Here is a 14,219-nt window from a genome sequence, read left to right as displayed (position 1 = left end):
TTTAAACCTTTGGTAGCATATTATTTGCCTTTTCAAATAAATCCTTTATTTCCCCTTCTAATTTTTCAATTTGTGTCCCTAAATCTTCAGGGTTTATTCCTTGGCTTTTGATTTCCTTTAAAAGTTCTTCCTTTTGAGATTTTAAACTTTCTAATCTTGCATCTGCTTTATATTTAAGGTCCTTTGCCCTGTCAAGCTGTTTTTTTAAATTATTTAAATTATCTTCATAATTCATTTTAATCCCCCTCTAAATGACTTTTTATATGCTTCAAAGACTCTACATTTATTTTGCTATAGCAAAATGGGCAAATTCCTGCCTTCATAATTATTCTTTCATAATCCTCTGTTAAACTAGATATATCCTTATTAATGCCTGAAATTTCCTTATTTAAAAGTTCAATATTTGAATTTAAGCCCTCATAAGAATTATATAAAGTTCTTAGAACTTTTAATTTTTCTGCCTTTTGTCCAATTGTAGTCACATTTGTATTTAAATCATTAAGACTATCAAAGGACTTTATATAATTTTCACCGATTTTTATGGATTTTTCTATATGTAAAAATCTTACATTTAAATCACTATAGGTCTTTAATATAATAATTTTCTCCTCTAAGTCCTTTAAATTTTTTTCTTGAGGATATATATTATCAAAATCTTTTAAAATGAACTTACATTCATAGATTTCTTTTTCATTTGCCTCAAGTTTTTCAAAAAGACCTTTATTTATCCTAAGTTTTAGTATATCATCTTTTAGATTAAGATATATTTCCTTTAAAGATTCATTATTTATAAAATGTTTTAAATAAGCTTCGGTTTTTAAAATATCTTCCCCAGTCTTATTTATTTTTGTAAATAAATTTTCATATAAGGAATAGTAGGAAATATTTGCTAGTAGTTTTCCATAAATATTAGATAGAACTTCAATATCAGGGAGACACCTTAGACTTTTCCTTTCCTTATCTATCTCATAATTAATTTTATTTAAATTTTGGTCATAAGATTTTAATAAATCAAACTCCTGACTTTTGTTCTTAATTTCTATTCTTAATTGATCTAAAGCCTTAAGTTTTTTTTCTAAATCTTCAAGATAGTCAAATTTCTTTATCTTTTCTTCTAAATTCTTTTTAGTTTTTTCAAGGTCGTTTATTTTTGAAAGAGTGCTCTTGTCATCACGCACAGTTTGTCTTAATGCATCGTCAATATAATTGACACTAACAAGCCTACCAATGGCATTTGCTCTAACTGATGAGCTTTCATTTAATAAAAACGGCCCTTCAAGTTGCTCTGAAATATTTAAGATTCCAAGATTAGATGATGAAAAATCAACCTTATACATGCCTGTTGCCTCTAAAACTTCTCTAGGAACCTCATTTCTAAATCCTTCAAATTGGTATTCTTCTCCATCTCCTGTCTTTAAATAGTATAAATTTTTAGAAGAAGATTTTAATCTTCTAACCACAACTCCATTGGAAAATTCTATTTCAACAACAACTTTTGCTTCGCCTTGTCTAATAAAATAATCACCTTGGGGTTCATTATAAAGGGCCCATTTAATGGCTCTTAAAATTGCAGTTTTTCCAGAGTCGGAATTTCCAATGATAACATTTAAACCCTTGTCAAATGTCATATCTGTCAGCTTATGGGATTGAAAATTTTCTAAATGAATTCTCTTTATATAAATCATACAAAATCCGCTCCATCTATTTGCACATGTTCAATTCTTTTTAAGGCTTCATCAATAACATCGCTTGAAATTTCTTCATTGCTGGCAATTATATTAAGTAATGAATAAATATCCATATTATTTAAATTTACTGATGAATCAATAAGTTCCTTAAATTCATTAATTTTAATACCCTTAAATTGATGCTTCTCAATTTCACTTCTATCTAAAACTTCATTTCCCACAGGGGCTGACTTTAAATAAATTTCCTTGATTTCTATATGGTCACTTAAGTCCATTATAATAACCTTAGGTCTTCTTTCAACTTCCTTTAAAGAGTTGGAAATTCTAACTAAGGCACCAGGATTTATAAAATATTTACCATCTAAATTTACAGTTTTAAAACCATAGTGAAAATGTGCCCCTAAAGTAATATCTGCAAGAGTATCCCTAATTTCAGAAATTAATGTGTGCGGAACTTCTTTTATAAAAGGCTTGTCCACTAAAAAGCCATGGGTCATATGAATAGCGTACTTTGCCTCCGGATCCCTTTCCCTAACCATATAGGATTCAATATTTTCTCTAGAATCCATAGAATAAACATAGGGAGAACCAGTAAGCTGTACTTTTATATCTTTTTTTAAGATTATTCTTTTATAATTTACCAAATTTAATATTCCAAGATTACAGAGAAGTCCAAAAACAGTTCTATTTAAAGTGGAGGGGTTGTGGCCAAAAATATCGTGATTTCCAGAGATTACAAAAATAGATTTATTAAATTCCTTTAAAATATTTGCAAATTCTCCCACTACTGAAAGAGAAATATCAGGTCTATCAAATAAGTCCCCTCCATGAAGGATATAATCTACCCCTTCATCTTTAGAAATTTGAACAACTTCCCTTATTTTATTTTTTAAGGTTTCATAAAAATTATCAAGCCTGTTCCTTGGATTAGTTCCCCTAATATGGGTATCAGTAAAATATAAAAATTTCAAAAAATCACTCTCTATTACTTAGTTCAATCTTAAAAATCAGAATTCTTATCTTCTTCTTTTAATAATTCTTCCTTACTTTCTTCTTCGTCACTAGATTTTAATAAATCTCTAACCTTATCTTCAATTTCCTTTAAAAGTACGGGATTGTCTATTAAAAATTCTTTTGATTTTTCTCTACCTTGACCTAGTTTTTCGTCATTATAAGAATACCAAGATCCTGCTTTTTTAACAACTTCTAAAGCAGCAGCAACGTCCAAAATATTTCCAATTTTAGAAATGCCAGCACCATACATAATATCAACTTCAGCTTCCTTAAATGGAGGTGCCACTTTATTTTTAACAACTCTTATCCTAACTCTATTTCCAACTGCTTGATCCCTTTGTTTTATAATTTCAACTCTTCTTACATCAAGTCTAACGGTAGAATAAAATTTTAAAGCCCTGCCACCAGTTGTTGTTTCAGGATTACCATAAACAACTCCAACCTTTTCCCTAAGTTGATTAATAAAAATAACTGCTGCCTTTGACTTATTAATTGCACCTGTTAATTTTCTTAGAGCTTGTGACATAAGTCTTGCTTGAAGGCCAATTGTTGCTTGGCCCATTTCCCCTTCAATTTCTGTTTTTGGAACTAGGGCTGCCACTGAATCTATTACAACAATATCAACTGCATTAGATCGAACAAGGGCCTCTGTAATTTCTAAGGCTTGTTCACCAGTGTCTGGTTGAGAAATTATTAAATTTTCAACATCTACACCAAGTTTTTTTGCATAAGAGGGGTCAAGAGCATGTTCCGCATCAATAAAAGCTGCCGTTCCGCCAAGTTTTTGTGATTCAGCAATCATATGAAGAGCTATCGTTGTCTTTCCTGAAGATTCAGGTCCGTAAATTTCAATTATTCTACCCTTGGGAATTCCACCAATACCAAGAGCTAGGTCAAGGGCAAGAGAACCAGTTGGAATTGAATCAATATCAAGTTTAGTTCCTTCACCAAGCTTCATTACGGAGCCTTCACCAAACTGCTTAACAATTGAAGCCATGACCTTATCTAGGGCTTCTTTTTTTTCTAGGTTATCTTTCATTTTCTACTCCTATTCTTTCAATATTAAATATAATAAATTTGACAATACTTGATCAACAGTTCTTCTTCTAATTTTATTTCTATTTCCTGTAAAATAATAATGTTTTAAATCAAAATTCCCGTCTGCAAAATAAATGCAACTATAAACACTACCAATATCTGTTTCCTTGGCATCTGGGCCTGCTTCTCCAGTTGTAGAAATACAAATATCAGCGCCTGTTCTTTCCCTTAATCCTTTAGCCATAGCTATTGCTGTCTCTTTACTAACAGCTCCATATTCATCTAAAATTTCTTTTGGAACTCCCAGCTCCTTATTTTTACTTTCATTTGAATAAGTTACAAGAGATGTGGAAATGACATTTGATGCTCCTTTAGAATTTATAATTTCACCAGCTAATAGGCCTCCAGTGATTGACTCAGCAAAGGAAATTTTTAAATTCTCTTCCCTTAATTTTTTAACTAAGACTTCTTCAACAGTTTCATTACTTTCAGAATAGATATGTCCGTCAAACTCCCTGTATAGTTTTGCTATAGTGTCTTCCAAAAGCATATTTAAAAACTCATAGCCCATTCCCTCTGCAATGATTTTTATTTCAGTTTGGCTAAAATGTGCAAAGGTGTTTATTGATAAATATTCGTTTTCTAAATTTAATTTTCTTAACCTATCTTCCGTAAGAGATTCTCCAAGACCAATTACATTTAAGGATTTAATTAAAATCACTTGGTCTTCAGAAATATTTTCAGCTAAATATCTGTTAACCATGGGTTCGAACTCCCTAGGAGGTCCAGGAAATAAAAAATATTTTTTTCCTTCGTACTCGTCAACTTCACCAAGGGCGAGGCCCCATAAATTATCAAATTTTTTAGCCCCATCTATAAGCATAACTTGCCTTAAATTATTTTCAGTCATATTTTTGCCAGACTTTTTAAAATATTCTTCCAGCTGTTTTTTACTTTTTTCATCATAGTGAATATCTCTATTTAAAAATTTAGCAAGCGCCTGTCTTGTAATATCATCATTTGTGGGGCCAAGGCCCCCACATAAAAATATAAGATCACTTGATTCAGATGCGATTTTAAGCTCTCTTATAATATCATCCATAGAGTCATTTACTGAAACCTGTCTATTAACATCACAGCCAAGTTCCACTAATCTTTCTGAAAGAAATTTTGAATTGGTATTAATAATTGAACCAATTAAAATTTCAGTTCCAACTGTTATTATTTCAGCCTTCATAAAAACTCCTATAAATTTTCTAAATCTAAAACTTTTTTATTCTTAGTAAAATAATCTATACCTGAAATTATGGTCATAATTACTGCAAAATAAAAGATAATAAGCCCAATATTATTTAAACTTTCAATGCCCGTCAAAAGAAGAATCATAGAAATCAACTGGCTTACAGTTTTAAACTTGCCGAGAGAGCTAGCTGCAATTGTAATATTTGATGAAGCAGCAAGTATTCTTAAACCTGAAACTGCAAATTCTCTCGCTTCAATAATTATTACACAATAGGCAGGTATTGTCCCATAAGATGCAAGCATGATAAGGGCTGCACAAACCAGGATTTTATCTGCTAAGGGATCAGCAAACTTACCAAAATTTGTTACTAAATGATTTTTTCTTGCAATATATCCATCTAAAAAATCAGTAAAGGATGCAATACAAAAAATAGCAGTCGCTACTAGCCTTGAAGCTTCAAAGTCAAGGTACATAAAGATTATAAATATTGGAACCATAAAAATTCTCAAAATTGTTAATTTATTTGGTAAATTCATATAACATCTCCTATTAAGTCATATTCTAAGGCATCTGTAATTTTAACTTTTATAAATTCGCCAAGTCTAAGTTTTTTATTTGAAGAAATATAAATAATTCCATCAATATCAGTGCTATCTAAATAAGATCTGCCTGTATATTCATTGTCTGAAATTTCTTCTTCAATTAAAACTTCATAAATATTTCCGATTTTTTCCCTTAAAAGATTTTCGGATATAAAAGACTGCTGTTCCATTATCCTATCTCTTCTACGAACTTTAATTTCTTCTTTAATTTGACCATCCATAAGGCCAGCTCTTGTTGATTCTTCTTTCGAATAGGTAAAAACACCTAGCTTATCAAATTTATTTTCCTTAATAAAATCTAAAAGTTCTTCAAAGTCCTCTTCACTTTCCTTTGGAAAACCGACTATAAAAGTTGTTCTAATACTAATTCCCTCAATAGTCCTTAATTTTTTCAAAAGATTTTTTATATGGTTTTTATCAGTATGCCTATTCATGAGTTTTAATACATGGTCGCTAACCTGTTGAAGGGGAATATCTACATATTTTAAAAGCTTTTCATTATTTTTAAATTCATTTATAAGCTCATCAGTAAAATGATCGGGATAGAGATATAAAACTCTAATCCATTTTAAATCTTCAATTTTTGTAAGTTCTTTTATAAGTTTTGCAAGAGAATATCTTCCATAAAGGTCGATTCCATAATCTGTTGTATTTTGGGCAATTAGGATTAATTCCCTCGTCCCTTTACTTACTAAATACTCAGCTTCTGCATAAATATCTTCAATCCTTCTTGATCTATTTCTTCCTCTTAATTTTGGAATAATGCAATAGGAACAGTTATTATTACACCCTTCAGAAATTTTAAGGTATTCAGAAACCTTGACATCATTTTTTCTAATTCCTTCAATATATGGGGCGTTTAAGTTATTAACTTCTACAACTTTTTCTCCCCTTTCAGAACTATTTAAAATATCATTAATTTCTGAAATATTTCCAGTTCCAATAATTCCGTCAACCTCAGGAATTTCTTTCAAAAGCTCTTCTGGATATCTTTGAGCTAAACAACCAGCTAAAAAAATTTTTTTACAATTTCCCTTTTTCTTAAATCTTGTGGCTTCTAAAATAGTATCTATAGATTCTGCCTTAGCATCATTAATAAAGGCACAAGTATTTACAATTATAATATCAGCCTTATTAGGGCTATTTGTCATTTGATATTTATCCTTATCAAGGATTGACATCATTTGAGAACTGTCAACTTCGTTTTTTGAACAGCCAAGTGTTACAATGTGAACATTATTCATCTTCATCACCTAAAAGCTTATCAATCTCTTCTTTTGTCTTCAGAAGTTTTCTAGGCTTTGAACCTTCATGAGGCCCAATTATTTCCATTTCTTCCATTTGATCAACAATTCTTGCAGCTCTTGAATATCCAATTTTTAACTTTCTTTGGAGATAAGATACTGATGCCTGCTCATCTGTTACTACAAAATTAATGGCATCCCTAAATAATGGATCAAGATCTAAATCTTCGTTTCTCTCTTGCTCCTTTATTTGATCTTCAATTACCTTTTGATTTTCTTTATTTTCTTCTACTTGATTATTTAATTTAATAAAATCAACTACTCTTTCTACTTCTTCATCGGAAACAAAAGCTCCTTGAATTCTTTTGGGCTTAGGATAATTTGATGGATAAAAGAGCATATCTCCCTTTCCTAAAAGTTTTTCAGCTCCACCCATATCTATTATTGTTCTAGAATCCACTTGTGATGATACAGCAAAGGCTATCCTTGAAGGGATATTAGCCTTAATAATTCCTGTAATTACATCTACACTTGGTCTTTGAGTAGCAATGATTAAATACATACCTGCAGCCCTAGCCATTTGTGCAAGTCTTATAATATAATCTTCCACTTCCTTAGCTGCAACCATCATAAGATCTGCAAGTTCGTCTACAATAATAACAATCCTTGCAAGTTTTTCTCCTTCTCTTCCCTCTTTTTCAAGTTTTTTATTATAGGATTTAATATCTCTTACCTGCATTTCAGAAAATAATTTATATCTCTTTTCCATTTCTCCAACAGCCCAGCTTAAAGCATAACCTGCCTTTTTAGGATTGGTTACAACAGGAATTAAAAGATGAGGTATGCCATTATAGACACCTAACTCCACAACTTTTGGATCAATTAAAATAAATCTTACATCTTTTGGTGAAGACTTATATAAAAGTGTAGTTATTATTCCATTTATACAAACTGACTTTCCAGAACCTGTTGCTCCTGCAATTAAAAGGTGGGGCATATCATCTATTGAAGAAATTATAATATTTCCCTCAACATCCTTTCCCAGGGTCAAAGGAAGGGCATTTTTAGCAGACTGAAACTCATTAGATTCAAGCATTTCTCTAAGACTTACAGAATCTTTTACCTTGTTTGCTATCTCAATACCCACAACAGTTTTTCCAGGTATAGGTGCTTCAATTCTAATGTCACTAGAAGCTAAGGCCATGGAAATATTGTCACTTAAGCCTACAATTTTTGATAGTTTAATGCCTGGGGCTGGTTTTAATTCATAGCACGTTATAACCGGTCCCTTATTTATGGCTGTAATTGTGCAGTCTATACCAAAATTATCAAGAGTCTGCTCAATAATTTTTCCATTCCTAATAATGTCCTTATTAGACATGGCATTTTTTTCTGCACCCTGATTTAAAAGTGAAATATCAGGAAATACATAATTTTCACTTTCTGCACTTTCCTTAATGTTTTCAAATTCTCTTTTATCTTCTTCTGAAAGATCCTCTGACAAGTCTTTAGACCTTTCTTTTTCTATCTTAGCTTCTCTTCTTGTTTCTTTCTTAAATTCTTGCTTTGGTTTTTCCTCTATCCTAATATTCTTCTTATCATATTCATTAATAGTGAAACTACTAATTTCTTCTGGATAGTCTTCTAAGATAATAGCTGCATTTTTATCATCTTTTTTTACCATTAATTCATTTTTAACCTGGTCTTTTTCTAGTCCTTTTAATTTAGCCTTGAGCTTACCAAAAATATGGGCATTTTTTTCCTTAAACGAATGAGAATTAGGGTCCATTTCTTTTGCTATAATTCTATCTTCTCTTTCTCTTTGCTTTTCCCTAAATTTTAACTTTTTATCTTCAATAAATTCTCCTAAGTCTTCAAAGAACATAAGAATTTGATCAATATTTGTCCTAAGTATTATATATAGGTTTACTAAAATTATTACTCCAAGGAAGATATAAGTTCCTAGAGATCCTAGTAATTTATAGACAAAAAAACCTAAAACCGCTCCTATAATTCCTCCACTTCTTGTAACAGAAAGATATTCAATTGACCTATTAATTCTGTCTACTAGAGTTAAGTCAAGTTCCTTTGATGAATCTAAAAGAACAAGAAGACACAAAAATATTATACTTGTGCATATAATATATCTTCTGGTGTAGTGCTTGGTAGCCTTTAAATTATATAAAATTCCCCAGAAAACTAAAATCAATGGAAATATATAATTTGCACTACCAAATAAGACAGATAATAGTCTATAGACGATTCTACCAACTATTCCCATTTTTGAGCTGAAAACGGAAATGAAAAAAATAATTCCCAGAACCATTAATAAAAGACCAAAAATTTCATTTTTAGTTTCTATATCAATCTGCTCATTTTTTGATTTAATTGTCTTTTTCTTTTTAAGTCTAGTGTCTTTTTTCTTTTTTTCCACTTTAACACCTCATTAATATTATATCATAAATGATAATATAAAAGAATATTTGTTTTATTAAAGACCTGTGTGGCCAAATCCACCCTTATTTCTTTCAGTATCTGAAAGATCTTGAACTTCAATTAATTGACATTTTTCTATCTTCATAATTACAAGCTGAGCAATTCTATCTCCGTCTTTAATGACTATATCATCTTTTCCTAAATTTACAAAAATTACTTTAAGTTCTCCCCTATAATCTGCATCGATTGTACCAATACCATTTGGAAGTGATAAACCTTTTTTCAAGGCAAGCCCACTTCTGGCTCTAACTTGCCCTTCATAGCCTTCAGGAATTTCTAAAAATAAGCCTGTTGGCACAAGAGTTCTTTCAAGAGATTTTAAAATTATGTCTTCATCTAAATTTGCATATAAGTCCATACCGCTTGATCCACTTGTTTGATATTTGGGTAATTTATGTTTTCCCTTATTTATTATTTTTATTTTCATGGTTCTCCTTTAAAAAAATCGCATTTTTTTATAATGCGATTTAAGTTAATTATCTTTTTCTTCTTTTGAATCGTTTTCTATTTCTTCTCTATTTCCATTATTATCTCTTCTATGAAAAGAATGATTTCTTTCGTTTCCCTTAGGCTTTTCTAAAAGAGCTCTCCTTGAAAGAGAAATCTTTCCAGTTTCGTCATTTATTTCAATGACCTTAACCTTAACATCATCGCCAACATGAAGAACATCTTCAACTTCTCTGGTCCTTTCATGGGCAATTTCTGAAATGTGAAGTAAGCCTTCTGTTCCCTTCTTGAGTTCTACAAAAGCACCAAACTTCATAATTTTCTTAACTTTGCCAAGGTAAACATCTCCAACTTCAACTTCCTTAACTATAGATTCAATGATTTCAATTGCTTCCTTTGCCTTTTCTGAATCTTCTGAAAGAACAGACACTTTTCCATCATCATCAATATCAATTTTTACACCTGTTTGTTCAATAATTTTATTTATTGTTTTGCCTCCAGCTCCAATAACATCGCCAATCTTATCAGGGTCAATAATAATAATATGAATTATAGGGGCATATTTTGACAAATGATCACGAGGTTCTTCGATTGTGGTCTTAATATGGTCTAAAATTTGTAATCTTGCAACTTTTGCTCTTTCAAGGGCAACCTCTAAAATTTCTCTTTTAATTCCTTCTACTTTAATATCCATTTGAAGAGCAGTTATACCTTCTCTAGTACCTGCAACTTTAAAGTCCATATCCCCAAAGTGATCTTCAAGACCTTGAATATCAGTTAATATTTTTGTTACTCCATTATTTTCTATAAGTCCCATGGCAATTCCAGCAACTGGAGCCTTAATTGGAACACCAGCATCCATTAAAGATAAGGTTGAACCGCAAATTGATGCTTGAGAAGATGAACCGTTTGAAGATAAAACTTCTGAAACAACTCTAATTGTATATGGGAAATCTTCAATTGACGGTAAAACTGGAACAAGAGCTCTCTCGGCTAAGGCTCCATGACCAATTTCACGTCTTCCTGGACTACGAGATGGTTTTACATCACCAACACAAAATCCTGGGAAATTATAGTGGTGAATATAATGTTTTGGTTTATCGTCACCTAAGCCATCAATAGTTTGTTCTTCTGAAAGAGCACCTAAAGTAGTAATAGATAAAACTTGAGTTTGACCTCTAGTGAATAATCCACTTCCGTGAGCTCTTGGTAAAAGTCCAACTTCTGAAGAAAGTTTTCTAATTTCTGTTAAGGATCTGCCATCAGGTCTTCTATCTTCTTCTATAATCCCTCTTCTTACTTCTGTAACTTCTATATCTTCAATGGCAGCTTCAACGTCCTTGCCATTTTCTTCCATAAGGTCCTTAAATTCTTCCCTAATCTTATCTTTGGCTTCATCTGTTAGTCTTTCTCTAACAACTTTATCTTCTTGTCTAATTGCATCTGTTAAAATATTTGTTCCAAATTCTTTAACCTTATTTACAATTTCTTCATTAGGCATAAAAACAGTATACTCTGCCTTTTCTTTTCCTAATTCACTTGTGATTTCATTAATAAATTTACAAATATCTTTAATTACTTCGTGGCCTTCTAAAATGGCTCCAAGCATTTGATCTTCACTAACAATATTACAGCCTGCTTCAACCATCATGATGGCACTTTCTGTACCAGCAAGCATTAAATTAATATCAGATTTTTCTCTTTCTTCTTCATTAGGATTGATAACATAAGAGCCATCAATCATTCCAACTTGAACAGAACCTGTTGGTCCGTCAAAAGGAATATCAGAAACTGAAAGAGCTATTGATGAACCAATCATTGCAACAATGTCTGGAAGGTGATCTTGATCAACACTAAAAACAGTTGCAACTATTTGAACATCATTTCTATATCCATTAGGAAATAAAGGTCTTAGGGGTCTATCAATTAATCTTGCTACAAGTGTAGCTTTTTCGCTTGGTCTTCCTTCTCTTTTAATAAAACCTCCGGGTATTTTCCCAACAGCATACATTTTTTCTTCATAGTCTACGCTTAAAGGAAAAAAATCTATTCCTTCTCTCGGCGTTTTTGAAGATGTTGCCGTTACAAGTACAATAGTATCGCCATACTGTACAAGACATTCTCCATTAGCTTGCTCTGCTACTTTTCCAATTGTTACTTTTAAAGTAGAACCAGCAAGATCCATGGTAAAAACTTTCTCCATATTTCCTCCTTTAAAAATAAAGAGCGGATACCCCGCTCTTATTTATCCTCTAATTCCTAATTTTTCAATTAAACTACGATATCTTTCAATATCCTTGTTCTTTAAATATCTTAAAAGATTTCTTCTTTTACCAACCATTTTTAAAAGTCCTCTTCTCGAATGGTGGTCTTTTTTGTGTTCTCTAAGGTGTTCATTTAAAATGTTAATCCTCTTAGTTAAAATAGCAATTTGTACTTCTGGAGATCCAGTATCCCCTTCATGAGTCTTATACTCATCAATAATTTCGATTTTTGAATTTTTATCTAGCATTTTTACCTCCTAATAATTTACCTTACCCTAGTAGATCGCCGAGGAACGACAAACCACGATAAGCTAGTTAATATTAATAATAATATTATAAAATATATAATAACAAATATTTGTAGTTTTGTAAAGAACTATCTTTGACGCACTTTTTGAACGTCATTTTCTATTTGTTTAAAAAGTTCATCTACTGAATTAAAAACTTTTTCTTCTCTAATAAAATTTAAAAATATAAGTTGGACTTCTTTTCCATAAATATCTTTATCAAAATCTAAAATGTGAGCTTCAATCTTTAAACCATCATCTTCAACTGTTGGATTTGTGCCAATAGATGTTGCAGCCTTATATCTTACTCCATCAACAACAATATCTGTATCATAAACTCCAAATCTTGGAACAATATAATTATCATTCATCTCAAGATTTGCTGTGGGATAGCCCATTTTTTTCCCTAGGCCCTTGTTATGAATCACCTTACCTTCAATTGTGAATTCACCTTCTAAAAGTTCATTAGCATCTTTTATTTCCCCTTCTGAAATTAAGTGTCTTATTAAAGATGAAGAAATAGTTTGTCCCTTACAAGTTTGCTCATCTATAATATCAAGCCAATTAAAAATATAGGAGTGCTCTTTTAAATAGTCTACATCTCCTGCTTTTTTATAGCCAAAGGTATAGTCATAACCTACAACAAGTCCTCTTACCTTCAATTTGTCATAGAGAAAATTTTTTAAAAAATTATAGGGACTAAGGGACATAAAAGTTTTATCAAAAGCAATTAAATATACAATATCAATACCTATTTCAGAAAAAATTTTAAATTTATTATCATTACTACTTATGATTTTTTTCTTATTTGTCATATAGGTATTAGAAGAATGTTCCTTGAAAGCTAAAACACAAGCACTTAGTTTTTTCTCTCTTGCTCTTTTTACTGTTTGTTTCAAAAGCACTCTATGGCCCTTATGGACACCATCAAAATTTCCAAGGGCCACTATAGATTTTTCCTTGGCCAAATAATTTAAATCAATATCTACTACCTTCATATCTCACCTAACTAATTTTTTGTGAACTAACATAAATTTTTTACCCAATTCATCTTGCACTTTACCAAGTCCAATAAATTGATCTTTACAATAAAGTCTATAATAATCTAATGCATTATGTGCAATAAAATTATTATCAAGCTGAAATTTTTGCCCATTTAATACTTTTTGGTAAAAATTTTGAGGATAAGTAAATTTAGGCAGATTATAAAGAGCATTATCCGTGGGAATTATCCTTTTTACTACATCCTCTTTTGATATCTCTTTTAAAATTTTCGTGTCAATGCCATCTTCAATACTAAAGCCATTGTTTTCTAATCTTGTAAGCTCAGTTAAAACACCAAAGCTTCCAAGTTTTTCTCCAATATCAAAGGCAAGTGACCTAATATAGGTTCCACTTGAGCATGAAACTAAAATTTCAAATTCATCTTTTCCATTAAAAGATAAAATTTCAAGCCTATAAATATTAATGAGTCTTTTTTTTATTTCGACCTCTTCTCCCCGTCTGGCATATTCATATAGTTTTTTCCCCTTAACTTTAAGAGCACTATATAAGGGAGGCTTTTGATAAATTTCCCCTTGAAAAGATTTTATAACCTTTTTTATTTCATCTAAGCTTTTATTTACACTTTCTTCCCTTAAAATCTCTCCAGTAATGTCATAGGAGTCAGTTAAAATTCCAAGCTTAACTTTTGCCTTATAAATCTTCTTGGACTTCATTATAAAATCGCTAATTTTAGTAGCCTTACCAAGGCAAATTATTAGGACTCCGCTGGCCATAGGATCTAAAGTTCCTGTATGACCAACTTTTTTCATCTCAAGTTTTTTCCTCACAATATTTACTGCATCATGTGAAGATATAAATTTCTCCTTATTTAAAATTAATAGTCCGTCCATT

13 protein-coding genes are annotated in these 14,219 nt (G+C 31.0%); all 13 read right to left on the bottom strand.

Going from position 1 to position 14,219, the window contains the following annotated elements:
- Position 1: 1 nt before the first annotated feature.
- The 13 genes from BQ4446_RS05615 to truB all read right to left on the bottom strand — a co-directional run bounded on the left by BQ4446_RS05615 (position 2) and on the right by truB (position 14,218).
- Positions 2 to 235 carry a hypothetical protein gene (locus BQ4446_RS05615; protein ID WP_071027415.1) on the bottom strand — a complete coding sequence of 78 codons (234 nt, stop codon included), beginning with the start codon at positions 233 to 235 and terminating at the stop codon, positions 2 to 4.
- Position 236: 1 nt separating this feature from the next.
- Entirely contained in the window at positions 237 to 1,685 is a 1,449-nt protein-coding gene (locus BQ4446_RS05610; RefSeq protein WP_071027414.1) for an AAA family ATPase, read from the bottom strand.
- Positions 1,682 to 2,659, bottom strand: a complete 978-nt coding sequence (locus BQ4446_RS05605) for a metallophosphoesterase family protein (protein ID WP_071027412.1) — start codon at positions 2,657 to 2,659, stop codon at positions 1,682 to 1,684. The genes BQ4446_RS05610 and BQ4446_RS05605 overlap by 4 nt, the downstream gene beginning before the upstream one ends.
- Before the next feature lie 29 nt (positions 2,660 to 2,688).
- Positions 2,689 to 3,741: a recombinase RecA gene (gene recA / locus BQ4446_RS05600; RefSeq protein WP_071027410.1), complete on the bottom strand. Its 1,053-nt coding sequence runs from the start codon at positions 3,739 to 3,741 to the stop codon at positions 2,689 to 2,691.
- Between the two features lie 9 nt (positions 3,742 to 3,750).
- Complete coding sequence (locus BQ4446_RS05595) at positions 3,751 to 4,977, bottom strand: competence/damage-inducible protein A (protein ID WP_071027408.1); 1,227 nt, start codon at positions 4,975 to 4,977, stop codon at positions 3,751 to 3,753.
- A gap of 8 nt (positions 4,978 to 4,985) precedes the next feature.
- On the bottom strand, positions 4,986 to 5,519 hold the full coding sequence (pgsA, locus tag BQ4446_RS05590; protein ID WP_071027406.1) for a CDP-diacylglycerol--glycerol-3-phosphate 3-phosphatidyltransferase: 534 nt from the start codon (positions 5,517 to 5,519) through the stop codon (positions 4,986 to 4,988).
- Positions 5,516 to 6,829, bottom strand: a complete 1,314-nt coding sequence (gene rimO, locus BQ4446_RS05585; protein ID WP_071027404.1) for a 30S ribosomal protein S12 methylthiotransferase RimO — start codon at positions 6,827 to 6,829, stop codon at positions 5,516 to 5,518. Before rimO ends, pgsA begins: the two co-directional genes overlap by 4 nt.
- The gene (locus BQ4446_RS05580) at positions 6,822 to 9,263 is read right to left on the bottom strand and encodes an FtsK/SpoIIIE family DNA translocase (RefSeq protein WP_071027402.1); all 2,442 of its coding nucleotides are present in this window, start codon (positions 9,261 to 9,263) and stop codon (positions 6,822 to 6,824) included. The genes rimO and BQ4446_RS05580 overlap by 8 nt, the downstream gene beginning before the upstream one ends.
- Before the next feature lie 57 nt (positions 9,264 to 9,320).
- Positions 9,321 to 9,752 carry a dUTP diphosphatase gene (gene dut / locus BQ4446_RS05575; RefSeq protein ID WP_071027400.1) on the bottom strand — a complete coding sequence of 144 codons (432 nt, stop codon included), beginning with the start codon at positions 9,750 to 9,752 and terminating at the stop codon, positions 9,321 to 9,323.
- Positions 9,753 to 9,797: 45 nt separating this feature from the next.
- Complete coding sequence (locus tag BQ4446_RS05570) at positions 9,798 to 11,975, bottom strand: polyribonucleotide nucleotidyltransferase (protein ID WP_071027398.1); 2,178 nt, start codon at positions 11,973 to 11,975, stop codon at positions 9,798 to 9,800.
- Between the two features lie 42 nt (positions 11,976 to 12,017).
- Positions 12,018 to 12,284, bottom strand: coding sequence for a 30S ribosomal protein S15 (gene rpsO / locus BQ4446_RS05565; RefSeq protein WP_071027396.1), 267 nt, complete (start codon positions 12,282 to 12,284; stop codon positions 12,018 to 12,020).
- Between the two features lie 128 nt (positions 12,285 to 12,412).
- Positions 12,413 to 13,321 (bottom strand): bifunctional riboflavin kinase/FAD synthetase, encoded by a 909-nt coding sequence (locus BQ4446_RS05560; protein WP_071027394.1) that lies wholly within the window; start codon positions 13,319 to 13,321, stop codon positions 12,413 to 12,415.
- Between the two features lie 3 nt (positions 13,322 to 13,324).
- The gene (truB, locus tag BQ4446_RS05555; RefSeq protein WP_071027392.1) at positions 13,325 to 14,218 is read right to left on the bottom strand and encodes a tRNA pseudouridine(55) synthase TruB; all 894 of its coding nucleotides are present in this window, start codon (positions 14,216 to 14,218) and stop codon (positions 13,325 to 13,327) included.
- Position 14,219 lies beyond the last annotated feature (1 nt).

Origin of the sequence: Peptoniphilus raoultii (genome assembly GCF_900099555.1) — a bacterium.
In the GTDB taxonomy this organism is placed as follows: domain Bacteria; phylum Bacillota; class Clostridia; order Tissierellales; family Peptoniphilaceae; genus Peptoniphilus_A; species Peptoniphilus_A raoultii.
This window is presented reverse-complemented; position numbering and strand designations above follow the sequence as displayed.